Here is a 25,287-nt window from a genome sequence, read left to right as displayed (position 1 = left end):
ATGCATCGCCCCGCAGGGTGGCCACCCAGTGGCCGGGCCCATCACTTAAGCGTGCAGTAACGCAATTTTGCGTGTATCATGGGCGTATCGATTAAGGGATGCTCCATGCCCAGCTGCACTGCCGTCACCCCGCATGCGCTCCACCATGCCGCCTGCGGCTGCACCAAGCGCCTCGAGCGCCGTGGCCTGCTCGCCGGGCTCGGCGCGCTGACGGCCCTCGCGGCCCTGCCGCGCGGCGCCCGCGCCGCCAGCGGCAATTACGAAGCGATGCTGGTGAACTGCATCGACCCACGCTTCACCAGTGGCTGCTACAGCTATATGGGCGAGAAGCATATGCGCGACCGCTACAGCCAGTTCGTGATCGCGGGCGGCCCGATCGGCGCCGTGCATCCCCGCTTCGCCCCCTGGCACCAGGCCTTCTGGGACAACCTCGACATCACCGTCGCCCTGCACAACATCCAGGCCGTCGTGGCGCTGTCGCATCGCGATTGCGGCGCGGCGAAGCTGGCCCTGGGCGAGGCCGCGGTGGCGACGCCTGCGGCCGAGACCGCGAACCATGCCGAGGTGCTCAAGGCCTTCCGCGCCGAGGTGGCGCGGCGCAAGCCGGCGCTCCAGGTCGTCACCGGCATCATGGCGCTGGATGGCTCGGTCGAGACCGTGACCTGACCCCGGACCCCGGCTGCGGTCCCGTGATATAGGGGCGCCAGCAGCCGGAGCGCCTTCCCATCAGCACGAACCGCGTCGCGGCGCCGGCCGATCCCGCCAGCCGGCTCCTCCACCGCGACGACAGTCTCCTCATCCTCGACAAGCCGGCGGGCCTGCCGGTGCATGCCGGCCCGCGCGGCGGCGCCTCGCTGGAGGATTGGCAGCCGGCCCTGGCCTTCGGCAAGCGCCGGCTGCCGCAGCCGGCGCATCGGCTGGATACGGATACCGCCGGCTGCCTCGTCCTCGGCCGGACCAAGCCGGCGCTGGCGATGCTGGGCGGCCTTTTTGCCGAGGGGCGCGTCGGGAAGACCTATTGGGCCGTGGTGCGCGGCGGGCCGGAGGCCGAGGCGGGCGAGGTCGATGCGCCGCTCCTGAAGCGCAGTACGGCGCGGCAAGGTTGGTGGATGGCAGTCGATCCGGCGGGGCAGCCGGCGCGGACCGCATGGCGGGTGCTGGGCCGCGGTCCCGGTCTCGCCTGGCTGGAATGCCGGCCGCGCACCGGGCGGACGCATCAGATCCGGGTCCATTGCGCGCATCTCGGCTGCCCGATCCTGGGCGATGCCCGCTATGGCGGCGGGGATGGCCCGATGCACCTGCTGGCCCGCGCCATCACCCTGCCGCTGGAGCCGCCCGTCAGCGCCACCGCCCCGGTGCCGCCGCATATGCGGGCGGCACTCAGCGCCTGCGGCTGGCAGGCATGATCCCGCTGCTGATCCTGCTGCTGGCCGCCATGCCGGCCGCGGCACAGCGGGGCGGCTGCGGCCTCGGCCTCGGGATCGAGGCGCTGCGTGGGGCGGAGGCGCCGCTGCGGGCCGGGGCGGAGGCCCCTTCCCTGCTCGCCGGGCGCGAGGCTGCGGGCCAGGCCGCCGACCGCCTGACGGAAGCCGCCGCCTGGCTCACCGGCTGCCGCTGCGCTCAGGCAGCCGGGCAGGCGCGCGAAGCCGCCGGCCTCGCCGAGGAATTGCGCGGCGCGGCGGAGCTGGAGCGGATTCGCCGCGGCATGGACCGCGCCCGCTTCTCCGCCCGGCTGGCCCGGGAGAGGCTGGACCGCCAGGGCTGTTCCTGAACGCGGAGCCCGAAATGGCGTTGGCACCGCGAAGGAGCCCCGCGATGCGTCATGTCCTGGTTCTCGGTCTCACCCTCCTCGCCGGTTCAGCGATGGCGCAGGACCAGCCGCGGCCGCCGCCATCGACTCTCGGCGGGCGACAATTCCCCTCGGGCCAGGTGGAGCGGGAGGTACGCCCGCAGGAGGGTCCCGCCGCCGAGCGCGACCGGCAGCAGCTGCGGGATCTGAACGACCTCTCGCGCCAGCTCGCCCCACCCGGCACGCCGATCCCGGCGCCGCATGTCGAGACTCCGCCGCCGCGCCAACCGCGCTGAGCCTATTCGAAGGGCACCCAGGCCCGCGGCGGCGGCGTGGCCGAATCGCGCCGGGCGGCGGCGATCTCCGCATCCAGCGCGGCGAGGAAGCGGGACCGGTCGGCCTTGGTCAGCGGGGCCGGCCCGCCGGTCATCTGCCCCATATCGCGCATCCCCTGCGAGATGGTCCGGCCAACCAGCGCGCCGCCGATATTGTCGGTGGTCCAGGGCCGGCCCTTGAAGGACAGCGCCCGCGCCCCCTTCGCCAAGCAGCGCGCCGCGAGCGGGATATCGGCGGTGATGCAGACGTCGCCGCGGGCGGCGCGCTCGGCGATCCAGTCATCCGCGGCATCGGCGCCCTCGGGCACCAGCACCATCTCGACATTCGGCAGGCCGGGCGGGCGCACCGGGCGGCTGCCATTCGCCACCAGCTTCACCGGCAGGTTCAGGCGCGTGGCGACGCGGAAGGCTTCCTCCCGCACCGGGCAGGCATCGCCATCGATGAACAACGTCGTCACCTGACCCGCACCTCCGCCCGTGCCGCGGCACCGGCCGCGTCCAGCACCGTCACGCGGTAGAAGCCCGGCCCCTCGGGGACCCAGGCCGCCTCCCGCTTGGCCGGCTCGGCGGGCAGAGGGCGACCATCGATGAGGAAGGTCAAGGGCCGCCGCCCGCCCGAGGCGCGGAGGGTGACATGGCCGCCCCCTTCCTCCAGCACCGCGCCGGGCGGCGGGAAGGTCAGGCGGAGGCGATCCAGCGCCTCGGCCATCGGTGGCGCTGCGGCGCGGGTCGGCAGGCCCGGCCGCGGATGGGGCGGCAGCCGTTCGAAGATCCGGGCCAGGATCGGCAGCGCGGTCCGCGCGCCGGTCGCGCCCGGCAGCGGCGTGCCGTCCGGGCGGCCGACCCAGATGCCGGCGACATGCCGGGCATCGACGCCCATGGCCCAGGCATCCCGCCCGCCCCAGCTCGTCCCGGTCTTCCAGGCGATGCCCTGCGGCCCGCCACCCGGGAAGGGATTCACCAGGATGGCGGCGGCGAGGCCCGCGGCGCGCGGCTCGAAGGCCCGGCGCGGGCTGGGGTCGGGGCCGGGCTGGGTCCGCAGCGGCACCGCCTGCCCATCGCCGCCGAGCGCGGCATAGAGCCCCGCCATCTCCCGCAGCGTGGTGCCGAGCCCGCCCAGCGCCAGCGGCAGGGAGGGATCGGCCCCCGCCGGCAGCCGCGGCGGCGCCCCGCCGGCCTTCAGCGCCGAGGCGAAGCGGAGCGGCCCCAATTCGGCCAGCAGCGCCACGGCGGGCAGGTTCAGCGAATGCCGCAGCGCATCGGCGACGGTGATGCGGCCGGCGAAGCCGCCATCGAAATTCTCCGGCGCATAGCTGCCGAAGCGGCGCGGCAGGTCGGTGAGCAGCGTCTCCGGCGCGGCGATCCCCGCCTCGAAGGCGAGGGCATAGAGCATCGGCTTCAGCGCCGAGCCGGGCGAGCGCACGGCGCGGGTGAGGTCGAGCGCGCCGGCCCGCCCCTCCGCCCCGAAGGCGCCGCCGTGGAGGGCGCGAATCTCATGCGCCTCCGCATCGGCGACGAGGATGGCGAGGGAGGCGCGGTCCGGCAGCCTGGCCAGGGCGGTGGCTGCGACTTCCTCCACTGCCCGCTGCAAGGGCAGGTCCAGCATGCTCGGGATACGGCGGGCGGGGTCGGCGCGGGCCAGTTCGCGCGCCAGATGCGGCGCGAGGCGCGGCATGGGCTGGCGCCGGGCCGGGACCGGGGCGGTCAGCGCGTACTCGGTATCGGCCGGGGTGATGCCCGGCGCCCCGGCGGCGCGGGCCGTCAGCAGCGCATTGCGGGCGAGGCGGGCGCGCTCCGGATGGCGGTCCGGCCGGGTTGCCTCCGGCCTTCGGGGGATGGCGACCAGCAGCGCCGCCTCGGCGGGGTCGAGCCGCAGCGAGGGGCGGCCGAACCAGGCCAGCGCCCCGGCGCGGACGCCCTCGATATTGCCGCCCATCGGCGCCAGGGTGAGCCAGATGCCGAGGACCTCGTCCTTGGAGTAGCGGGCTTCGAGCTGGAGGGCGCGGAGGATCTCGATCGCCTTGCTGCGCAGGGTGCGCGGCCGCGGCTCCAGCAGCCGGGCCGCCTGCATGGTCAGGGTCGAGCCGCCGGAGAGGATGCGGCCCGCGCGAGCCCATTGGAAGGCGGCCCGCGCCAGGGCCAGCGGGTCGACGCCGGGATGCCAGCGGAAGCGGCGATCCTCGGCGGTGATGAGCAGGTCGATCAGATGCGGCGGGACATCTTCGGTAGCGGTCGCCAGCCGCCAGACCCCGCCCGAGGCCGGCAGGGTCGAGAGGGTTCGGCCATCGCGCGCCAGCACCTCCTGCCCCACCGCCTGCAGGCGGGAGAGGTCGGGCGGCAGGGCCCGGTCCAGCGCCCAGGCCCCGCCCGCCAGCAGCGCCAGCGCGGCAAGGGCATGTCTGCGAAGGGACCGGCGATGGATCGGCGAGGGATTGTTCGTCCTGGCCAGGACGCGGGCGCAGCCGATGCTGGTTGCATCGGCAAGTCCGCGGACGCCGCCAGGGCGGGCAAGACCCGCCGAGACGCGCCGCAGCCCTTCGCGGGCATGCCCTGACAGCCGGCGCATCACTCCGCCGGCAGCACCATGATCCGCCCGGTATTCTGCCGGGCGAAGACCTGCGGCCGATACATGTCCTCGACCTGGGCGCCGGGCAGTTCGAACCGTCCGGCGGTGACGGCGCGGAGGCGGACGGCGATGCGGAAGTCGGGCGCCTCCGGCGTCAGGTCGAGCGCGGCGGCCAGCCGGTCATCCAGCGCCGGCGTCGCCGCCGTCTCGGTCAGGGTGCCGAGCCAGGGCATGCCCGCCACCTCGCCGGCGGAGAGGCGGCCGACAATCTCCCAGCCCGCCGGCAGCCCCTGTTGCAGGATGGCCCGGTGTGCCTCCCGCGTCTCCGCCTTCCCTTCCAGCAGCAGGACGAAGACCGTGTTCTGCTTCAGCGTGTCGAGGTTGAGCGGCTGGCCCGAGAGGTCGAAGAAGCGGCGGGCGATGCGCATCCCCGCCCGCCCGCCCGGCGCCGGCTGGGCCGGGATGCCGGTGACGGAGGTGCTGGCCCAGACCGGCGTGTCCGAGAGGTTCCGCGCCACACCCGGCCCGGTGAGCGAGACGGCGAGGATCGGCGCCGGCGCCTGCGGCGTGCCGTTCACCGCGACCCGGACCGGCCGGCCATCCCGGCCGAGCACGGTGGCGGCGATCACGCCCCAGGCCTGTTCCTGGGTATTGGCCGATTGCGGCGTCAGCTCCGGCCCCGGCAGCACCGCCTGCAGGGACGAGAGCCGCTCGGGCAGCAGCCCGCTTTCCTTCAGCAACGCGGCAACGGCCAGCGAATCCCGCGCCGCCGAGCCATAGTCGTACATCCAGGACCGCCGGGCCGGGGCGGCGAGCGCCGCGGCGAAGGCGGCCTCGGCCCGCGGCCGGTCGCCGGTGCGGGCGAAGGCGGCGCCGAGCTGGGCCTTGCTGAGCGGGGTCGGGAGCTGGTCCAGTTCCTCCAGCAGCCGCCGCGCCGCGCCGAGCCGCGGCCGACCGGCGAGCGAGAGCACATGCAGGCGATAGGCCTGAGCCGCCCGCTCCTCCGGCGTGGTGGTCGAGATGTCCTCGGCCTGTTCGGCGATGGCCTTCAGCGCATCCTCCAGTGCTGCCTCCGGCACGGCGGCGCCGGCGGCGCGGGCGCGCAGCAGGGCCTCCGTCGCATAGGCGCCGGTCCAGTACTGGATCTCGCCCTGGGCGGACCAGAGGCCGAAGCCGCCGTCATAGCGCTGCTTGTTCAGCACCCATTCGACGGCGCGCTGGAGCCGGGCCGCCCGCTCCTCCCCCGCCAGCCCGTCCACCGGACCGGCGGCGAAGGCGAGGAGCTGGGAGGAGGATTGCTCGAGACAGGCGAAGGGGTAGCTCTCCAGCAGCTTCAGCATGCCGCCGGCATCGTAGCGGGTCGGGCCACCGAAGCTCGCCGCGGCGCGCCAGGTGCCGGCCAGCCAGCGTTCGGCGGCCAGCGCCAGCGGGCGTTCCTGCCCGGCCGGAATCTCCTGCGCCGCGACCTCGGTGGTGACGGGGCGGGAGGAGCGGATGGTGATGCGGGATTCGCGGCTGGCGGTGAAGCCGCCCGGCCCGGCGACGGTCAACCGCAGCACCCCCTGCCCCGCCGCCGTCGCACGCAGGGTGCTCACCGGCAGCGCCCGCGCATTGGGCGCGAGCCGGGCGGTAACCTTGTCCGGGCCGGCCAGGGCGATGGCGCCCTCGGCCGTAAGGGTCGCGGTGACCTCGCCCTCCGGCAGGTCGAGATTGCTGAGCAGCACGGGCAGCCGCGCCTCGTCGCCCGGGGCGAGGAAGCGGGGCAGCAGCGCCTCGGCGATGACCGGGTCGCGCACGGTGATCGGCTTGCTGCCGGCGCCGATGCGGTTGCCGGCCCAGGCGACGGCCATCAGCCGCAGCTCCCCGGCGAAATCGGGGATGTCGAGGGTCACGGTCGCAGTGCCGTCCGGCGCCACCGCGACGGGTCCGGAGAAGAGCGCGACGGTGCGCTGCGGAATCTCGATGGCGCCGACCGAGAATTCGTCGCCGCCCTGGCGCAGCACGGCGAGCTCGCCCTCAGGCGGCGGGATCAGCCGGCCGTAATCGTCGCGGATATCGACCGCGAGGCGCCGGCGGCCCATGAAATGCGGGACCGGGTCCGGGCTGGCGAAGCGGGTCAGGCGCAGGATGCCCTCATCCACCGCGGCGAGGGTCAACATGGCGCCCTCCCCGGCATTGGCCAGCTTGATCGGGATGGCGAGGCTCTGGCGCGGCGTGATCCGCTCCGGCGTGCCGATCGAGACCTCGATCCGGCGCGAGCCGGGATCGACCTGCACCCAGGCGAGGCCGAGCGCCCGTCCCGGCTGTCCCTGGCGGCTTTCGCCCGGGCGGAAGGCGGTGACGGTGACATAGGCGCCGGCGCCCCAGGCGGCATCGACCGGCACCTCCACCTCCGTCCCGCCCTCGGCGACCTCGATCTCGCGGAGCGTGACCAGCCGATCGGTCAGCACCGCGAGGCTGGCGGGGCCGGAAAAGGGCGGGGTGATGCGGATGCGCGCGGTCTCGCCCGGCGCATAGGCGCGGCGGTCGGCGGCGACATCCACCTTGTCCGGCACTTCCGGCGTCTCGCCCCCGGCCCAGCCGGAGCGGAAGCGGAGCGAGGTGATCGCCATGCCGCCGGGATCGGAGACCTCCAGCCGGTAGCGGCCGAAGGGCAGCCGGCGGGCGAAGCGGGCGGGGCCATTGGCAGGCACGGCGAGATCGGTGCTGTCCACCGCCTCGTCCCGCCAGACCGTCTCATAGCGCGGGGTCCCGCCGCGGCTGACGATGCGCCATTCCGGCCTCTCCCGCACCAGCCGCGCCCGCAGCCGGGCGGCGACCGGCTTCGCATCGGCATCGAGGGCGAGGACCTCGAACCCCGCCTCCGCTCCCGCATCGATGGCGAGGTCGGCGAAGAGGGGCCTGACCCCGATCATCCGCCCGCCCGTCCGCACAGGGAGGGTGAGCGAGGTGCGCGAGGACCGTCCGCCCGGCTCATCGATGGAGATGGCAAGTTCGGCCTGGAGCGGCCGCGTGGTGTCGGGCGCGCGCGGCAGCGACAGGGCGAGGCTGCCGCGGCCCTGGTCATCCAGCGCCTCGATATCGAAGGGGATGAGGTCGGGCGCGAAAGCCTCGTCTACCAGGCCGAAGAGGTAGTCCTTGTGCTGCGGGAAGGGCGAGCGCAGCGCCTCCAGCCGCAGCTCCGCACTGCCGGTCAGGCCGGCGGCCGGGGCGCCATAGAGAAATCGGGCATTGACGGGCAGGTTCAGAACCTGGCCCGGCACGAGGGGGCCGGGCGCGGGGCCGGCCTTCACCTCCAGGCGTTCGGGGACGAAGGCATCGACCCGGAACTCCACCTTGCCGACCGGCGGGTCGTTGGGGTCGGCCAGCACCTCCAGCGTCCAGACGCCGGCCGGGGCGCTGCTGCCGATCGGGATGGGCCAGAGGATGGCGGCGCCCGACGTCCGGGCCGGCACCGCCTCGGCATAGACGCTGCCATTGGGGCGGCGGAGGCGGAAGCGCGCCGGGATGTCGAGCGGGGCGCCGCCGCCATCGCGCAGCAACGCCGCGGCCTGCACCGTCTCGCCCGGGCGGTAGATGCCGCGGTCCAGCCAGGCGAAGGCGTCGATGGCGCCGGGATGCTCGGCCCCCGTGGCGCCGCGGTCGGAGAGGTCGAAGGCGGCGCTGTCGAGGTCGAGCTGGACGAGGTCGTCGCCGAGCATGGCCTGGATCGCCTTCGGCGCCATCGGCCCCTGCCCGCGCAGCAGTGGCGCGGCGAAGCGGACGAGGCCATCCGCCCCGGTCTCGGCTTCGGCCAGGATGTCGTTGTTGCTGGCCATCAGCCGGACCTGCGAGCCGGTCACCGGCCGCCCGGCCCCGAGCGCCCGCAACTGCGTCGCCAGCCCCTGCGGGCTGCGCCAGGCGGTCAGGCCGAGATCGGTCACCATGATCGGCAGCGCGGCAGCCCGGGCGCGGGCGCCATCCGCCGGCTTCACCACCAGGGCATAGAGGCCGGGGCCGGCCGCGCGCAGCGCCTCCGGCAGTGGGATCACCTGGCGCTGGAGGCGGTTCGCCTCGAAGCGCGGCAGCTCGATCCGGCCTTCCCAGATGGTGCGGCCCCAGGTCTCGGGGATCTCGTCGGCCGTCCAGCTGTCGAGGGCGCTGCCCGGGCTCCAGTTCCGGCCGAAGGGCACCAGGTTGCGCTCGGTCACCCGCACCACCCGCAGGCCGAGGGCGGAGAGGTTCATGGTGGCGAAGCCGATCCGCGGCGCCTGGCCGCGCGGCAGCAGGAAGCCGCTGGAATCGAAGATGATGCTCGCCGCGCGGTTGGGCATGGCGATGCGGAGCTGGGCGTCGCGGTTGAGGCGCTGCCCATCCTCGCCCGGCAGGCCGGCGCGCAGCAGCACCCGCGTGGTCGCCCCATTCGGCAGACCGGCGATGCAGAGCTGATCACCCTCCCGCGTCACCGACAGGCCACTGACCGCCGGTTCGGTTCGCACCCAGTCCTGCGGCTGCCAATCGGTGCGGCGGGCGGGCGGGACGGTGAAGGCGAGGCAGGCACGGGCCGGCTCCGCCTCCGGCTCGGTATTGATGCGGGCGACGAGCAGGCCGGCGGCGCGCCGCGCATCGGCCAGCATCTGGCGGTAGCGGGGATTGTCGGGCGCGCGTTCGAGCACCGCGTTCAGGGCCTGGATCTGCTGCGCCGGCCGGTCGAGCCGCTGCAGGGCCTCGGCCATGAGCAGGAGCGATGGAATCTCGGGCTCGCCGGCAGGGACATACTGAAAATTGAACCAGGCGGCCTGGAGGGCGCGGTTCAGGTCGGGTGGGGTCTTCTGCAGATGCGCCCGGGCCAGGGACAGCCAGTGTTCCGGCTTCGGATCGCCGCCGGCCACCCGGTCCTCCCAGGCCTGGGCGGCGGCGGCCCAATTGCCCGTGCGCTCCGCCTGGGCGGCGCGCTGTTCCGCGGCAGTCTTCTGCTGCGGCGTCGCCCCAGCCGGGAAGCGGCGGGTCAGCTCCCGCTGCCAGGCCTCCGCATCGGCCGAAACCCCCGGCAGATCGAAGCCCTGGGCGCGGAGGCCAGACGAGAGGCAGAGGAGGCCGAGAAGGAGAAGAAGCAGGCGCATGCGGCGTCCCCCGGGCTGAGTTTGTCCGCAGCATGCCACAGGCGGCAGCGGCGCGGACATCACGGCGGCACCCGGAATGAACCCTTGCGCAGGTGCGATGGCATGGGCACATGGCATGGGTGTTGCTAAATCGGCGTTACTAAGGTGCATTACTGAGATGCCGGACCGGGGGTCAGGCGATCGGTCCGGCGCTGCGGCCGGCCTTCAGCCAGCCTCCTCGTGGGTTCTTCCGCCCGGCTCCGTATCACTGCGCGTGGACATGGCCGGTCCGGACCGGCCCCGGGGATCGAGACGAATGACGCGACGCCTGCTGCCGCGCCTGCGGCCCATCGCCCTGGTTGCCCTGATCGGCTTCGGCCTGTCGGGGACGGCATCCGCCCAGGCGCCGGGCGGCGGCGGAGGCGGCGTCCCGGTCACCACCGATCCCGTCCGGGTCGGCCCGGTGCCGATCGAGATCCTGGCCAATGGCATCGTTGCCTCGGAATCCGTCGTCACCATCCGCACCCGGGTGGATGGGCAGATCGAGCGGGTGCATGTCACCGAAGGCCAGCTTGTCCGCCGCGGCCAGCCGCTTTTCACCCTCGATTCCCGCCTCGCCCAGGCGCTGCTGGCGCAGCAGGAGGCGCAGCTCGCCAGCAACCGCGCCCAGGTGACCCGCGCCCAGGCCGATGCGGTGCGCTACCAGTCGCTGCGCGGCGAGAGCTTCGCCTCCCAGCAGCGCTTCGAGCAGGCCCAGGCGGATGCGCTGGCAGCGGCGGCCAATGCCCGCGCGACCGAGGCGCTGATCCAGCAGACCAAGCTCGGCATCGAATTCGCCACCATCACCGCCGAGATGGACGGAAGGCTGGGCGCCATCCCGCTGCGCGCCGGCAATTTCGTCCGCCAGGCGGAAAACACCGCCATCACGACGCTGACCCAGATGGACCCCATCCTGGTCCAGTTCGCCATCCCCGAGCGCTGGCTGCCGGAACTGCGCGCCGCGATGTATCGCGACCCGCCCAAGGTCACCGTCCGCGCCGAGGGCGAGACCGAGGCGCCGGCCGAAGGCACCTTGGTCTTCGTCGACAGCGCGGTCGATACCACGACCGGCACCATCCTGCTGAAGGCGCGCTTCACCAATCCGGAATTCCGGCTCTGGCCGGGGCAATATGTCCAGGTGAGGCTGGCGCCGCGGGTGGACGAGAATGCCATCACCGTCGCCGGCCCGGCGGTGCAGACCGGCCAGACCGGCCGCTTCGTCTTCGTCCTCGCCCCCGACAACACCGCCCGGCGCCGCAATGTGGAGCTGGTCCGGGTCGCCGGCGACCGTGCCGTCGTCATCGGCGAACTCCAGCCGGGCGAAAAGGTCATCGTCGATGGCGCTCAGCGCGTCACCGAGGGGACGCGGGCGGTCGAGCGCAATTCGGCGCCGCAGCGCGTCTCGAGCATCCAGTAAGCGGCAGGGGTATCGGCCAGGATGAACATCTCCGAACTCTGCATCCGCCGTCCGGTGATGACCGGGCTTCTGTCGCTCGCGGCGATCATCGCCGGCATCATCGCCTATACGCGGCTGCCGGTCGCCGCCGTGCCGCGGGTCGATTTCCCCGTCATCACCATCTTCGCCAATTTCCCCGGCGCCAGCCCGGAGACCATGGCCACCAGCGTCGCCCTGCCGATCGAGCGAGAGCTGTCGACCATCGCCGGCGTCGATTCCATGAGCTCGATCAACGGGCAGGACACCTCGCAGATCACGGTCCAGTTCGTGCTGTCGAAGAATATCGACGCGGCGGCGCAGGATGTGCAGGCGGCGCTCACGCGCGCCCAGCGGCGGCTGCCGGTGGACATGCTGGTGCCGCCCAATTACCGCAAGGTGAACCCGGCCGATGCGCCGGTGGTGCTGCTGACCGTCTCGGGCGGCGACAAGCCGCTCTACTACCTCAATGACCTGGTCAGCACGATCATCAGCCCGGCGCTGTCCCGCGTGCCCGGCGTGGCGCAGGTGCAGACCTATGGCGAGCAGCTCTATGCCGTGCGGGTCCGGCTGGATCCCGACCGCATCGCCGCCATGGGCCTTGCCTTCGACACCATGCAGCAGGCCATTGCCCAGGCGAATTCGGCGACCCCGGTCGGGCTGATGAACGGCCAGCGGCAGCAGCTCACCCTCCGCGCCAATGACCAGCCGCAGGATGCGGCGGCCTTCGGCAACCTCGTCGTCGCCGGCAAGCCCAATTCCCCGGTCCGCCTCAACGAGATCGCCCAGGTCGTGGACGGCGTGGCGAATGAGCGGATCGCCGCCTGGCGCAATGACGACCGCGCCCTGGTGCTGGCCGTGCTCCGGCAGCCGGATGCCAATACCGTCGATGTGGTGGATGGGGTGAAGGCCAGCCTCCCGGCGCTGGAGGCGGCGCTGCCGCCGGGGGCGAAGATCAACATCATGCTGGACCGCTCGCTCTCGATCCGGTCCGCGGTGCATGACGTGCAGGAAAGCCTCGCCATCGCCATCGGGCTGGTGGTGCTGGTCTGCTTCATCTTCCTCCGCAAGCTCAGCGCCACGCTGATCCCGACCATCGCGGTGCCGATCAGCCTCTGCGTTGCCTTCGGGCTGATGTATGTAATGGGCTACGGCATCGACAACGTGACGCTGCTGGGGCTGACCATCGCGGTCGGCCTTGTCGTGGACGATGCCATCGTCGTGCTCGAAGCCATCATGCGGCATATCGAGGAGGGGATGGCGCCCATCCCGGCCGCCATCAAGGGCTCGCGCGAGATCGGCTTCACCGTCCTCTCGATCACCCTCTCGCTGGTCGCGGTCTTCCTGCCGATCCTGCTGATGGGCGGCGTGGTGGGACGCGTCTTCAATGCCTTCGCGGCGACCGTCTCGCTCGCGGTGATCGCTTCCTGCATCGTCTCGCTCACCCTCACCCCGCTGATGTCCTCCCGCCTGCCGGCGCATTCGCATCCCGGCCTGGTGGAGCGGGTGCTGGAGCGGATGCTGAGCTTCATCGAGCGGTCCTACGGCGCGATGCTGGATTTCGCCCTGCGCTTCCGCTTCCTGGTCTGGATCGCCTTCTTCGCCTCGCTCGGCGCCGCCGGCTACATGGCGGTGATCATCCCGAAGGGCTTCTTCCCGATCGAGGATACCGGGCTGCTGGCCATCAATACCGAAGGCCCGCGCGGCGCCTCCTACGCCGCCATGGTGGAGCGGCAGAACGAGCTCTCGCGGAAGCTGCGGCAGAACCCCGCGGTCGCCAATGTCGTCTCCAATATCGGCGCGACCGGCGGGTCCATCTCGATCAATCAGGGCCGCCTCTTCGTCGAGCTGAAGCCGGCCGATGAGCGGCCGGGGATCGTCCCGGTCATCCAGCAGCTGCGGCGGGAGACCAGCCAGATCCCCGGCCTCCGCGTCTTCATCTCGCCGATCCAGAACCTCAATTTCGGCTCCCGCCAGACCCGCACCCTCTATCTCTACTCGCTCCAGGGCCTCCGGCTGGATGAGCTCTATGACTGGGCACAGCGGATGGAGCAGCAGCTGACCAAGCTGCCGCAGTTGCAGGACGTGAACACCGACCTGCAGATCGACAGCCCGGTGGTGCAGGTGAACGTCAACCGCGACCGCGCCACCTCGCTCGGCGTCTCGGTCGATGCGGTGCGGCAGGCGCTGTTCTCCGCCTTCGGGACGCGGCAGATCTCGACCCTCTACGGCCAGGCCAATGCCTACCAGATCATCCTGGAGGCGCTGCCGGAGGACCAGCGGGACGAGACCGGCCTCGCCAAGCTCTATATCCGCTCCAATACCGGCCGGCTGGTGCCGCTCTCGGCGGTTGCCAGCATCGAGCGGAAATCGGGCCCGCTGAACGTCTCCCACCAGGGCCAGCTCCCGGCAGTGGTGATCGGCTTCAACACCCCGCCCGGCGTGGCGCTGGGCGATGCGGTGAACGCCATTCGCGCGGTGGAGCGGGAGCTCGGCCTGCCGCCCACCATCGTCACCGGCTTCAGCGGCGCCGCGCAGGTTTTCCAGCAGGCGCTGGCTGGCCAGGGCGCGCTGGTGCTGGCCGCCATTGCCATCGTCTACCTGGTGCTGGGCGTGCTGTATGAGAGCCTGATCCACCCGCTGACCATCCTCTCCGGCCTGCCGGCGGCGGCGCTGGGCGCCTTCCTCACCCTCTATGCCTTCGGACTCGACCTCTCGGTCATCGCGGTGATCGGCGTGCTGCTGCTGATCGGCCTGGTGAAGAAGAACGCCATCATGATCGTGGACGTCGCCCTGCAACGACAGCGATCCGGCGTGCCCGCCTTCGATGCGGTGCGGGAGGCCTGCCTGGTGCGGTTCCGCCCGATCCTGATGACGACGCTGGCGGCCGGCGCCGGCGCGGTGCCGATCGCCGCCGGCTGGGGCGCGGCGGCGGAACTGCGCCAGCCGCTCGGCCTCGCCGTGGTCGGCGGCCTCGCCGTCTCCCAGGTGCTGACGCTGTTCGTGACGCCGGTGCTCTATCTCGGCTTCGACGGGCTGGCGCGGCGGCTGAGCTTCGGCCGCGGCCGGGTTGCGCCCCAGGCGGCGCCCGCCGAATGAAGATCCCCACCCTCCCCTTCACCGTCACCGACTGGTCGGCGGTGGCCGAGACCCGCCATCCCGGCGAGACCGGGGAGGCGATCTGGCGCACCCTCGACATCGGCGATCTCCGGGTGCGGCAGGTCGAGTATTCGCCCGGCTACCTGGCCGACCACTGGTGCGACCGCGGCCATGTCCTGCTGGTGCTGGAGGGCGAGCTGGAGACGGAGCTGAAGGATGGCCGCCGCTTCACCCTGCGGCCGGGGATGAGCTACCAGGTCTCCGATTTCGGCGATGCGCCGCACCGCTCCTCGACCCGCACCGGGGCGAAGCTCTTCATCGTCGACTGAGGCGGAGGCGTCACTCCGCCGGGGCGCGGCGCCGCCCGGCCACGAGGTGATGGCCGCTGACCTCCTCCCCCGCATCCGGCGACAGCCGCAGGAAGAAGGGGCAGGAGGCGAGCACCACCAGCGCCGCCACCACGAAGGCCACGGCGAAATCCGGCACCGTTGCCAGATGGTGCCCGCCCAGCGCCTTGCTGGCCTCGAGGCTGGTCGTCGCCAGCACCACCCCGAGCGCCGGCGCCAATTGCTGCACCGTCCCGGAGAAGCTGGTCGCGGCCGAAAGCCGCGTGGTGGGGATGTCGGCGAAGGACAGCGTGTTGAGCGCGGTGAATTGCAGGCTGCGGAACAGCCCGCCCAGCGCCAGCAGCAGGAAGATCACCGAGAGCGGCCAGGATGGGGTGAAGAGGGCGCAGACCGCAACCCCCGCCGCCGCCAGCACCGAGGTGCCGATCAGCACCGTGCGGAAGCCGAAGCGCCGCAGGATCGGCCGGGTCAGCGGCTTCATCGCCAGCGCCCCGAGCGCCGTGGCGAAGGAGACGAGGCCGGCCGCCGAGGCGGTCTTGCCGAAGCCCACCTGCAGCAGCATCGGCACCAGGAAGGGCGTGGCCCCGGCGCCGATCCGGAACAGGCTGCCGGCGAGCGTCCCCTGGTTGAAGGTGCGGATCTGCAGCAGGGAAAGGTCGAGCGCCGGCCGCGCCGCCTGCCGGCAATGGCGGATGGCGGCCCAGCCGAACATCAGCCCCAGCACCAGCCCGGCCTCCGGCAGGCCATCCGGCACCACCTGCCGCCCGACCGTCTCCAGCCCGAACATAAAAAGGGCGAGGGCGAGGCCGATCAGCATCAGCCCGACCACGTCCGGCGGGCCGGGATCGCCGGGCGGCACGTCCGGAATCTTCCAGGCCACCAGCGCCAGCCCCAGCACGCCGATCGGGACATTGATGAGGAAGACCGATTGCCATCCGAAGGCATCGGTCAGGAAGCCGCCGAGGGGCGGGCCGCTGATCGGGCCGATCATGGCCGGCATGGTCAGCCAGGTCATGGCGCTCAGCATCTCCTCCTTCCGCACCTGGCGGAGCAGGAGGAGGCGCGCGACCGGCACCATCATGGCGCCGCCGATGCCCTGGATGATGCGGGCGCCGATCATCTCCGGCACGCCGGTCGCCCGGCCGCAGAGGACGGAAGCGAGGGTGAAGACGGCGATCGCCACCATGAAGACCCGCTTCGCCCCGAACCGGTCCGCCACCCAGCCGGAGACGGGGATGAAGACCGTGAGCGCCACGAGATAGGAGGTGATGGCGGCGCCGAGCCGCGCCGGCTCCACCCCCATATCCGCCGCCATGGAGGGCAGCGCGGTGGTGACCGCGGCGCTGTCCAGGTTCTGCATGAAGAGCGCGCTGGCGACGATGGCGGCGGTGAGGCGCGGGTCGGGCTTGGCGGTCGGCGCGCTGGTCTCGCTCATCCAGGCAGGCTACGCCTCGCCCGGCCGCAGCACCACCCGGCCGCTGGCGCGGCGGCTGCTCACCTCGGCCATCGCCTCGCGGAATCGCGCCAGCGGGAAGCCGGCATGGACCTCCGGCCGGAGCGCGCCCTCGGCCCACCACTGCACCAGCTGGGTCCAGAGCGCGCGGGCGCGCGGCGCATGGAGCTGGCGGTTGTCGCCCGGCGACCAGCCGACATAGCTGCCCCAATTCAGCCCGGCGACCGCGATGTTCTTCAGCAGCAGCAGGTTGATCGGCAGGGTCGGGATGCCGCCGGCGGCGAAGCCGATGGTCACCAGCATGCCGCCATCGCCGAGGCAGCGGAGATTCTCGTCGAAGACCGGCCCGCCCAGCGTATCCAGCACGGCGGCGACGCCGACGCCGCCGGTTGCCTCCCGCACCGCGTCGCGGAAGGGCTCGGCGCTGTCGAGCACGAGATCCGCCCCGCGTGAGAGCGGCACGCCGCGCTTGGCCGCGCCGCAACGGGCGATGACCCGGGCGCCGAGGGCGCGGGCGATCTCCACCCCCGCCAGCCCAACCCCGGCCGCCGCGCCATGGACCAGAACCCACTGCCCTGGGGCCAGCCGCGCCCGCCAGAGCAGCGCCGCACCGGCGGTCGGGTAGCTGATCGGCAGGGCGACCGCGGCTTCCAGCGGCAGCCCGTCCGGGATGGCCACCACATGGATGGCATCCGCCACCGCCTCCTCCGCCATCCCGCCCCAGTCGAGCACGGCGAAGACGCGGGTGCCGGGCGGCAGCGGATCGGCGACGTCCGGCGCGCTTTCGATCACCGTGCCGGCGACCTCCGTCCCCGGGGTGAAGGGCAGCGGCGGCTTGCGCTGGTATTTCCCGGCGACGACGAGCTGCGTTGCGAAGGAGACGCCGGCCGCCTCGACCCGGATGCGGACACCGCCCGGGCGCATCGGCGGCGGAGGAATGTCCTTCAGCTCCAGCGCATCGAATTCCCGCCAGGAGTCGCAGACGATGGCGCGCATGGTCTTCTCCTCAATCGGCCTTGATCTTGGCGTCGCGCACCAGCGCCGCGTAGCGGGTCCATTCCGAGCGCAGGAAGGCGCCGAAGCGTTCCGGCGACTCGGCCACCGGGATGGCGCCGAGCGCGGCCAGCCGCTCGGCGGCCTCGGGGGCGGCCAGCCCCTCCGCCACCGCCCGCTGCAGGCGGGTGGTGATGGCCTCCGGCGTCCGGGCCGGGGCCCAGATGCCGTACCAGGTGGAGATGGCGTAGCCCGGCACCCCCGCCTCGGCGATGGTCGGCAGGTCTGGGAAGGCCGGGATCCGCGCCTCGGTGGTGACGGCAAGCGGCCGCAGCCGCCCCTCCCGCACCAGATCGGCGCTGCTGGCGGCGCTGTCGAACATCAGCTGCACATTGCCGGCGACGAGGTCGGGCAGCGCCTGGCCGCTACCGCGATAGGGGATGTGCTGCAGGTCGACCCCGGCCAGCAGCTTGAACATCTCCCCCGCCAGATGCGGCGCCCCGCCATTCGAGGAGGAGGCATAGGCGAGCCGCCCCGGATTCGCCCGCGCATAGGCCAGCAGCTCCGCGACCGAACGCACCGGGAGCGAAGGGGTGACGATCAGGATCAGCGGGACCGAGGCGATCTGCGTGACCGGCGCGAAATCCGCCATGGCGTCGAAGGGCACCCGGATCATCTGCGGGACGATCACATGCGCCGAGGCATTCACCAGGAAGGTCGCGCCATCGGGCGCCGCCCGCGCCACCGCCTCGGCTCCGATCGAGCCGCCGGCGCCGGCCCGGTTCTCCACCACCACCGGCTGCGGCAGCAGCGCCCCGGCCCGCTGCGCCGCGACCCGGCCGAGGATGTCGGTCGGCCCGCCCGGCGGATAGGGCACGACGAAGCGGATCGGGCGGCTGGGCCAGTCCTCGGCCCCCGCCGCGGGGCCGATCAAGGCCGGTGCCGCCAGCAGCCCGAGCGCCCGCCTGCGCGTGATCCTCATCCCCTCCCCTTCCCCTCGCCGTCGTTCCAGGCAGGATAGGCGCGACGGGAGCGAGGGGGAACGCCATGCAACCCTACAAGGGTCTTTTCGTGCTCGATGCAAGCCAGGGCATCGCCGGCCCCTATTGCGCGACGCTGCTCGCCGCCTGCGGGGCCGAGGTGCTGAAGGTGGAACCGCCCGCCGGCGACTGGTCCCGCGGTCTCTCGACGCGGGAGGGCACGCAGAGCGTGATGCATGTCAGCTTCAACCGCGGCAAGCGCAGCGCGGTGCTGGACCTGCAGGAGGAGCGCGGCCGGGCCGCCTTCAAGGCCCTCGCCGCCCGGGCCGATGTGATGCTGGAGGCCTTCCGCCCCGGCGTCGCCAGGCGCATCGGCGTGGTGCCGGAAGCGGGCAAGCCCGACGTGGTCTTCCTCTCCATCTCCGGCTTCGGGCAGGAGGGACCGAATTCCGAGCGTCCCTGCACCGACAGCGTCGCCCAGGCCTATTCCGGCATGGTCGCGCTGAACCAGGGCATGGATGGCGTGCCGCACCGCACCGGTAACCTGATGACGATCGACATGGTGACCGGCATCTCCGCCTTCGCCGCGGTGCAGGCGGCGCTGGCGGAACAGGCACGGGACCGCGTGGCGGGGGCGCCGCCGCGGCCGCGGGTTCTCGATGTCTCCCTGATGCAGGCGGCGGCGGCGCTGATGGGCTTCAACATCGCCGAGCAGGGGCTGCTCGGCCGGGTGCCGCCCTTGGCCAATGTCCCGGCCGGGACCTATCAGGGCAGCGACGGGCGCTGGGTGATGGTGGCGCTGCTGCGCGACCCGGAATTCGTTACCATGTGCGAGATCCTGGAGCTGCCCGAGCTCGCGCGGGACCCGCGCTTCACCACCTTCGCCGCCCGGGCCGAGCACCGCGAGGCGCTGCTGCCGGTGCTGCGGGAGGCCTTCACCCGCCGCACCGCCGCCGACTGGGCGACGCGGTTCAAGGCGGCGCGGATGCTCTGTGATCTGGTGAACACCCCGCTCGACTGGCTGGCCGACCCGCATGTGCAGGCGGTGGGCGCCGCCGTGCCGCTCGATCAGCCGGGCCTCGGCACCCTGCCCTTCCCGAAGCTGCCCGGCCTCGGCCCCTGGTCGGTCGCGGCGCCGGCGCTCGGCGAGCATACGGAGGCGGTGCTGGCCGAGCTCGGCCTGTGAGCCTCGCAGGCGACCTGCTCGACCGCCTGGCCGAGATCGGCGCCGATCCACCCGGCATCACGCGCGAGGCCTTCGGCCGCGGCGAGAATGCGGCGATGGCGCTGATGACGGAGACGGCGCGCGGGCTCGGCCTCGACTGCGCCACCGATGCCGGGGCCAATCTGGCGATGCGCTGGCGGGGCAGCGATCCCTCCCTGCCGCCCATCCTGATCGGCTCGCATCTCGACAGTGTGGTGCAGGGCGGCAATTTCGATGGCGCGGCGGGCGTCGTCGCCGGGCTCGCCGCCATCGCCGCCCTCAAGGCCGAGGGATTCCGCCCGCGCGCCAGCATCGAAGTGCTGGCGCTGCGCTGCGAGGAGGCGGTCTGGTTCGGCCTCGGCCTGATCGGCAGCCGCAGCCTGCTCGGCCGACTGCCGCCGGGCGCGCTCGACCTGCCGCATGCGCGGGGCGGCCGCAGCCTCGGCCAGTGCATCGCCGAGTGCGGCGGCGACCCGGCCCGGCTGGGCGCGCCGCTGCGCGACCCGCGCGGGATCGGCGCCTATCTCGAACTCCATATCGAACAGGCGCCGCAGCTGATCGAGGCGGGGCAGCCGGTCGCCATCTGCCTCGCCAATCCGGGCAATCTGCGCCACCCGCATATCCGCATCCATGGCGAGGATGCGCATACCGGCCTGCCGCACCGTTTCCGCCGTGATGCCGCCATGGCCGGGGCCGAGCTGGCCCTGGCGCTGGAACGGCTCTGGCGCGACGAGGAGGCGGCGGGGCGGCCCATGGCCGTCACCATCGGCCGCTTCCACACCCCCGCCGAGCGGCATGCGATGACGGTGGTGCCGGGGGAATTCGAGCTCAGCCTCGACCTCCGCGCCTATGACGCGGCGCATCTCGCCTCGCTGGAGGCCAAGCTGCAGGGCCTGGTCGGGGCGGTGGCGGCGGCGCGGCGGGTCGAGATTGATCTCGGGCCGCGCAGCAGCGCCGCGCCGGGGGCGATGGACGCCACCATCCAGGCCGAGCTCGCCGCCGCGGCCACTGCCCGTGGCCTCGCGCCGCCGCGGCTGAACAGCCCGGGCAGCCACGATGCCAACAACTTCGCCGCCGCCGGCGTGCCGACCGGCATGTTGCTTATCCGCAACGAGGGCGGCAGCCACAACCCGCATGAATCGATGGAATTGCATGATTTGCTGGCCGCCATCGACATCCTTGGTTTATGGATCACCCAACGCACAGGTTGAGGATCCCGGATCCATGTTCAAGGACGCGCAGGGCCTGCCGCTGACCGCAGCCTCGGCGGAGGCGGCTTCCGGCTACGACCACAGCCTGAACGGCTTCCTGCTGTACCGGGCCGATACCGCGCAGCGGCTGAAGGCGGCGATGACGGTCGATCCGGAAGCCCCGATGCTGCAGGTGATGAAAGGCAGCTTCGCCATGCTGACGAACAACCGCAGCCTGGTGCCGGTGGCCCGCGATGCGGCGGTGCAGGCCGGCCAGCTCGCCGCGCTCGGCACGGCGCGCGAGAAGGCTCATGTCGCGGCGCTCTCGGCCTGGGTGGAAGGCGACATGACCCGGGCGCTCGCCGCCTGGACCGGCATCCTGGCCGAGAACCCGCATGACCTGCTGGCGCTGCGGCTGCACCACTACAACGCCTTCTGGCGCGGCCGGCCGGACATGATGCTGGCGGCGGTGCAGGGTGTCCTTCCCCGCTGGGGCGCCGACCAGCCGGGCTATGGCAATGTCCTCGCCTGCCAGTCCTTCGCCCATGAGGAATGCGGCCTCTTTATAGTCGCCGAGGCCGCGGGCCGTGCTGCCGTCGCGCTCAATCCGGCCGATCTCTGGGCCACCCATGCCGTCGCCCATGTGATGGAGATGCAGGGCCGCCGCGGCGAGGGCATCGCCTGGACCACCGGCCTCGAGCAGCATTGGGAGGGCGGCAACAACCTCACCCACCATCTCTGGTGGCATCGCGCCCTGTTCCATCTGGAGCGCGGCGAGACCGGGCAGGTGCTCGAGCTCTACGACCGCCGCTTCCGCAACCTGGAGAGCCCGGTGACGCAGGTCATGCCCGACCTCGCCATGGACATGCAGAACGCCATCTCCATGCTGTTCCGCCTGAAGCTGCAGGGCGTCGATGGCGGCCGCCGCTGGGAGGAACTGGCCGACAAGGCAGAGGCACGGATCGGCGATTGCCAGTCCGGCTTCACCCTGCCGCACTGGATGATGGCGCTGACCGCGACCGGACGCTTCGGCGCCGCCGAGCGCATGCTGGAGGCGATCCGCGCCCATGCCGGCAGCAACAGCGCCGCCAATGCCCCGGCCATCGGCCGCTATGCCCTGCCGATCTGCGATGCGGTGCTGCGCCATGCCCGCGGCGACTATGCCGGCGCCGTCGCGGTGATGCGCCCGACGCTGGGCGGGATGCATCTGCTCGGCGGCAGCCATGCCCAGCAGGACCTGCTGGAGCAGTTCTTCCTCGATTCCGCCATGCGGGCGGGGCTGGCCGAGGATGCGCGGATGCTGCTGGAACGCGTCGCCGGCCGCCATCCGGTGCCGCCGGAGCGGCGCGCCGGCTATGCGAAGGCGGCGCGCAGCGTCCTACACTGACGGTGCGTAGGGGTTCTCCAGGACTCCGATCCCTTCGATCGTCACCGCCACCTGCATGCCCGGCCGCATCGGCAGCGCGCCGAGCGAGGTGCCGCAGGCGATGACATCGCCCGGATGCAGCGTCATCTCCCGCGAGACCAGGGAGACGATGCGCGCCGGCGGCAGGATCATGTCCTCCAGCGGATAGTCCTGCCGCACCCGCCCGTTCAGCGCGACGGCGACGCGCGCCGCGCGCCAGTCGAAGCCGGTGGCGATGGCGGGACCGATGGGGCCGAAGCTGTCGCACCCCTTGGCCCGCGCCCATTGCGGGAAGGAGGCATCGGCGGTCAGCAGGTCGAGCGCCGTCACGTCGTTCACGGCGGTATAGCCGAAGATCGCAGCCTCGGCCGCGACCTCGTCCACGGCCGAGACGCTGCGGCCGATGACGATGCCGAGCTCGCCTTCATAGAGCACCTTGCCCTCATAGCCGGCGGGAGGGCGGATCGCCTCGCCGGGGCCGATGACGCAGCGCGGGTTCTTCAGGAAATAGAGCGGGAATTCGGGGATCGCATTCCCCTGCTTCGCCGCTGCCGCGTGGAAATTGTTCCACAGCCCGATGAAGGCACCCGGCCGCAGCGGCGCCAGCAGCCGCACCGCCCCGCGCTTCAGGCGCTCCCCGGTCGGGGCCGGTGCGGCGAAGAAATCGCCCGCATGCACTGCGATCTCCTCTCCGTCCAGCGTGCCGAAGCCTTCCCCGCCGTCATGGGCATAGCGCACCCAGAGCGTCATCCCGCGATCCTTCAGTTATAGGGCAGCTTGAGGCCCGGCTCGTCCCATTCCATCGCCGCCAGCTTGCCGGTGGTCGAGAGGGTGATGAAGGCGGTGCGCAGGCCATCGCCGCCGAAGCAGATGTTGGTGGGCATCGGCTCCGGCATCTTCGCCACGCGGAGGATCTCGCCGCTGGGAGAGACGGTGGTGATCTCGCCGCTCACCAGCGTGGCGACGCAGATATTGCCCGCCGCCGTGGCCGCGACGCTGTCGAGCCGCCGGTAGCCGGGGAATTGGCACAGCACCCGCCCGCCATTGGAGGACGGCCAGGGCTCCTTCCGCAGCACGCCCGGCCCCTCGACATCCCAGGCCCAGAGCCGGCCCGTCTCGGTCTCCGCGGCATAGAGGGTGCGGCCATCGGGCGAGAGGGCGATGCCATTGGCCCCGCCGAAGATCGGATAGGCGGCCTCGACGATCCTCGATCCGTCGTTGGCGGCCCAGTAGACGCCGCCATGGTCGCGGTCGCGGGCGCGGACCTTGCCGAGATCGCTGAACCAGAAGCCGCCCTCGCCCGGGCTGCCATCCGGGGCGAAGACGATGTCGTTCGGGCCCTTCAGCCGATTCTCGCCGCAGCGGTCGTAGAGCATGCGGACCTCGCCGCTCGCCGGGTCGATCACCTCGATCCGCCCGCCGCTATAGTCCAGCGCTTGGCCCATGGGGCGGATGAAGCCCGGCTCCTCATGCCAGGCGAAGCCGCCATTGTTGCAGCAGAAGATCTTCCCGCCCGGCCCGAGCGCGATGCCGTTCGGCCCGCCGCCCGGCCGCGCCACCACGCTTTTCGTCCCGTCCGGCGCCACGCGGGTCAGGATGCCGGAGGCGATCTCGACCAGGATGATGCTGCCATCCGGCATGGCCACCGGCCCCTCCGGGAAGCGCAGCCCCTCGGCCAGAATCCGCAACTCGGACATCTCATCCCCTCCCCGCTGGTTGGGGCGATCATGCGCCCGGCGGCGAGGCTTGCAACCCCGCCCGGCTATTTCGGCGCCCAGAGCTCGATCGGGCCGCGTTCCTCCGGCACCTCGGCGACCAGCCGGTAGTCGCGCTCCAGCGCCTCGCCCAGGATCTCGGCGGCGCTTTCGCGCAGCCGCGGCCACCAGCCGCGATCCACCACCACGAAGCGCGGCCGCGTCGCCAGGATGCGCCGCAGCTCGACATCGGTGTCGATGCCCGCGACCTGGGTGAACTCGCCGGTGAGCTGCGCCGGGAAGACGAAGCGCGAGGGCACCGCCGCATCGGTCAGCGCATAGAGGACCGGGTGATAATTGGCGACGAAGATCGCCTCGCCCGGCTTCAGCTCGGCGCGGATCAGGCCGGTCAGGGTGTAGACCGGGTCGGCCTCGAACAAGCCGATGCCGCGGTCGATCCGCGCCGTGGCATCGGCGCGCCAGGACCCGATGACGACCACCAGGACCAGCAGGGCGAAGCCGAAGCCCCGCCGTGCCGGCGGCAGCAGCCGCGCCAGCCGCCAGCAGCCGAGCGTCGCCAGGATGGCGAGCGAGGGCAGCCAGATCAGGAAGTAATGCGGATAGTAGAGGCCGGGCATCGCCACGCCGATGCTGGCCGCGACGAACCAGATCAGGCCGAAGCGCGCCAGCCAGCCCGCCACCCCGCGCCGCCCGAGCCAGCGCCACAGCGCCAGGACGGCCAGGCTGAAGGGCCAGAGCAGGGTGAGGATCTCGACCAGGATGCGGTGGAAGGATTCGAGGCCGCTCAGCCGCTCATTCGCGTAGCGGAGCGGGGCGAAGAAGGTGCCGTCGAGGAAGGCGCCGAGATCGCCGCGCAGCCAGTAGAGCAGGCCGAGGACAAAGGTCGGCAGGGCGCAGAAGCCGGCATAGGCCGCCGCCATGCCGAGCGCCCGCCGCCAGGGCAGCAGCCCGCGCCAGAGGGCCGGGAAGACCATCAGCGCGAAGGCCAGGCACCCTTCGGCCACCATCACCGGCTTGATCGCCAGGGCGCAGCCGATGCCGGTGCCCATGGCGACCAGCGGGACCCAGCCCGGCGCGCGGCCGCGCCGCAGCGCCAGGGCGGCGCCACGGATGCCGAGCGCCATGGCGGAGACCACCATCGGGGCAAAGAGGATCTCGGTATTGCTGGCGAGGCCGCCCATCCGCAAGCTGTGCGCGACATAGACGAGGCCGGCGGCGATGCCGATCCCGCGCGGCGCCCCGGCCGCCCGCACCGCGCCATGCAGCGCCCAGGCCGCCAGCGCCACGCAGACCGCGCCGAGCAGGCGGATGGTGGCGATGCTCTCGCCGAATGCGGCCAGGGCCAGGGCATAGACCGCCGGCGCGCCGACCGGATGCATGTCCCAGACCGCGACCAACGGCCAGCCGCCGCGCAGCCAGGCCTGGGCCTGGACCAGATAGAGGCCCTCATCGGTATCGATCACCGCGACGAGGAAGCCGAGCGCCCGCAGCAGCAGCGAGGCGAAGAGCATCAGCAGCGGGACCGCGAGAAAACCGAGCAGCCGGTCGATGACGCGGAAGGCGGCCCGCGGGCCTGGGATGGGGCTCATGCGCCATCCCGCATATCACGGACCGGGCGCCCGTCCAGCCCGGCTTGACGCACCCCGCCCGGGCGGGGGA

19 protein-coding genes are annotated in these 25,287 nt (G+C 72.5%); 10 read left to right on the top strand and 9 right to left on the bottom strand.

Translation table 11 applies throughout. The annotated features are described in order from the left end of the window. Window positions 1–105 precede the first annotated feature (105 nt). The 4 genes from JMJ55_RS06555 (at window position 106) to JMJ55_RS06540 (ending at window position 2,085) form a co-directional block, all read left to right on the top strand. Window positions 106–666: a hypothetical protein gene (locus tag JMJ55_RS06555; protein WP_202824709.1), complete on the top strand. Its 561-nt coding sequence runs from the start codon at window positions 106–108 to the stop codon at window positions 664–666. A 131-nt stretch (window positions 667–797) separates the two neighbouring features. Beyond that, a complete protein-coding gene (locus JMJ55_RS06550; RefSeq protein ID WP_328702588.1) occupies window positions 798–1,406 on the top strand; it encodes an RluA family pseudouridine synthase in 609 nt (202 codons plus the stop codon). After that, window positions 1,403–1,771: a hypothetical protein gene (locus tag JMJ55_RS06545; protein WP_202824708.1), complete on the top strand. Its 369-nt coding sequence runs from the start codon at window positions 1,403–1,405 to the stop codon at window positions 1,769–1,771. Before JMJ55_RS06550 ends, JMJ55_RS06545 begins: the two co-directional genes overlap by 4 nt. Window positions 1,772–1,815: 44 nt before the next feature. Beyond that, entirely contained in the window at window positions 1,816–2,085 is a 270-nt protein-coding gene (locus tag JMJ55_RS06540) for a hypothetical protein (RefSeq protein ID WP_202824707.1), read from the top strand. A 2-nt stretch (window positions 2,086–2,087) separates the two neighbouring features. Here JMJ55_RS06540 and JMJ55_RS06535 read toward each other — a convergent pair whose 3' ends face one another. Genes JMJ55_RS06535 through JMJ55_RS06525 form a run of 3 tightly spaced genes read right to left on the bottom strand, consistent with a single transcriptional unit; the run spans window position 2,088 to window position 9,792 of the window. After that, window positions 2,088–2,582 (bottom strand): YaiI/YqxD family protein, encoded by a 495-nt coding sequence (locus JMJ55_RS06535; protein ID WP_202824706.1) that lies wholly within the window; start codon window positions 2,580–2,582, stop codon window positions 2,088–2,090. Further along, a complete protein-coding gene (gene pbpC / locus JMJ55_RS06530) occupies window positions 2,579–4,690 on the bottom strand; it encodes a penicillin-binding protein 1C (protein ID WP_202824705.1) in 2,112 nt (703 codons plus the stop codon). Before pbpC ends, JMJ55_RS06535 begins: the two co-directional genes overlap by 4 nt. Beyond that, window positions 4,690–9,792, bottom strand: coding sequence for an alpha-2-macroglobulin family protein (locus JMJ55_RS06525; protein WP_202824704.1), 5,103 nt, complete (start codon window positions 9,790–9,792; stop codon window positions 4,690–4,692). The genes pbpC and JMJ55_RS06525 overlap by 1 nt, the downstream gene beginning before the upstream one ends. A gap of 295 nt (window positions 9,793–10,087) precedes the next feature. Here JMJ55_RS06525 and JMJ55_RS06520 point away from each other — a divergent pair, with 295 nt between their 5' ends. The 3 genes from JMJ55_RS06520 to JMJ55_RS06510 are packed head-to-tail and all read left to right on the top strand — an operon-like array spanning window position 10,088 to window position 14,670. Then, a complete protein-coding gene (locus JMJ55_RS06520; RefSeq protein WP_202824703.1) occupies window positions 10,088–11,227 on the top strand; it encodes an efflux RND transporter periplasmic adaptor subunit in 1,140 nt (379 codons plus the stop codon). A 21-nt stretch (window positions 11,228–11,248) separates the two neighbouring features. Next, window positions 11,249–14,341 carry an efflux RND transporter permease subunit gene (locus tag JMJ55_RS06515; RefSeq protein WP_202824702.1) on the top strand — a complete coding sequence of 1,031 codons (3,093 nt, stop codon included), beginning with the start codon at window positions 11,249–11,251 and terminating at the stop codon, window positions 14,339–14,341. Next, window positions 14,338–14,670 carry a DHCW motif cupin fold protein gene (locus JMJ55_RS06510; RefSeq protein ID WP_202824701.1) on the top strand — a complete coding sequence of 111 codons (333 nt, stop codon included), beginning with the start codon at window positions 14,338–14,340 and terminating at the stop codon, window positions 14,668–14,670. The genes JMJ55_RS06515 and JMJ55_RS06510 overlap by 4 nt, the downstream gene beginning before the upstream one ends. Window positions 14,671–14,680: 10 nt before the next feature. On the opposite strand, the gene JMJ55_RS06505 is transcribed toward JMJ55_RS06510, so the two are convergent. The 3 genes from JMJ55_RS06505 to JMJ55_RS06495 are packed head-to-tail and all read right to left on the bottom strand — an operon-like array spanning window position 14,681 to window position 18,116. Beyond that, the gene (locus JMJ55_RS06505; protein WP_202824700.1) at window positions 14,681–16,123 is read right to left on the bottom strand and encodes an MDR family MFS transporter; all 1,443 of its coding nucleotides are present in this window, start codon (window positions 16,121–16,123) and stop codon (window positions 14,681–14,683) included. 9 nt (window positions 16,124–16,132) lie between these two features. Further along, window positions 16,133–17,137, bottom strand: coding sequence for an NADPH:quinone oxidoreductase family protein (locus JMJ55_RS06500; RefSeq protein ID WP_202824699.1), 1,005 nt, complete (start codon window positions 17,135–17,137; stop codon window positions 16,133–16,135). Window positions 17,138–17,147: 10 nt separating this feature from the next. Next, entirely contained in the window at window positions 17,148–18,116 is a 969-nt protein-coding gene (locus JMJ55_RS06495; RefSeq protein WP_202824698.1) for a Bug family tripartite tricarboxylate transporter substrate binding protein, read from the bottom strand. A 65-nt stretch (window positions 18,117–18,181) separates the two neighbouring features. Here JMJ55_RS06495 and JMJ55_RS06490 point away from each other — a divergent pair, with 65 nt between their 5' ends. From JMJ55_RS06490 to JMJ55_RS06480, 3 genes are read left to right on the top strand one after another with little or no spacing between them, the layout of a single operon-like run. Next, window positions 18,182–19,300 (top strand): CaiB/BaiF CoA transferase family protein, encoded by a 1,119-nt coding sequence (locus JMJ55_RS06490; protein ID WP_202824697.1) that lies wholly within the window; start codon window positions 18,182–18,184, stop codon window positions 19,298–19,300. Next, window positions 19,297–20,529, top strand: a complete 1,233-nt coding sequence (locus tag JMJ55_RS06485; protein ID WP_202824696.1) for a hydantoinase/carbamoylase family amidase — start codon at window positions 19,297–19,299, stop codon at window positions 20,527–20,529. The genes JMJ55_RS06490 and JMJ55_RS06485 overlap by 4 nt, the downstream gene beginning before the upstream one ends. Window positions 20,530–20,542: 13 nt before the next feature. After that, complete coding sequence (locus JMJ55_RS06480) at window positions 20,543–21,895, top strand: tetratricopeptide repeat protein (RefSeq protein ID WP_202824695.1); 1,353 nt, start codon at window positions 20,543–20,545, stop codon at window positions 21,893–21,895. Here JMJ55_RS06480 and JMJ55_RS06475 read toward each other — a convergent pair. From JMJ55_RS06475 to JMJ55_RS06465, 3 genes are all read right to left on the bottom strand, one after another. Further along, window positions 21,887–22,663: a fumarylacetoacetate hydrolase family protein gene (locus JMJ55_RS06475; protein ID WP_202824694.1), complete on the bottom strand. Its 777-nt coding sequence runs from the start codon at window positions 22,661–22,663 to the stop codon at window positions 21,887–21,889. The two genes, JMJ55_RS06480 and JMJ55_RS06475, sit on opposite strands and share 9 nt — an antisense overlap. Before the next feature lie 11 nt (window positions 22,664–22,674). Then, window positions 22,675–23,610, bottom strand: coding sequence for an SMP-30/gluconolactonase/LRE family protein (locus JMJ55_RS06470; RefSeq protein ID WP_202824693.1), 936 nt, complete (start codon window positions 23,608–23,610; stop codon window positions 22,675–22,677). A gap of 65 nt (window positions 23,611–23,675) precedes the next feature. Next, the gene (locus JMJ55_RS06465; RefSeq protein WP_202824692.1) at window positions 23,676–25,217 is read right to left on the bottom strand and encodes a hypothetical protein; all 1,542 of its coding nucleotides are present in this window, start codon (window positions 25,215–25,217) and stop codon (window positions 23,676–23,678) included. Window positions 25,218–25,287: the final 70 nt, after the last annotated feature.

The organism is Belnapia mucosa (assembly GCF_016775475.1).
GTDB lineage: Bacteria > Pseudomonadota > Alphaproteobacteria > Acetobacterales > Acetobacteraceae > Belnapia > Belnapia mucosa.
Note: the sequence above shows the minus strand (reverse complement) of the source record. Positions and strands in the feature narration are given on the sequence as shown.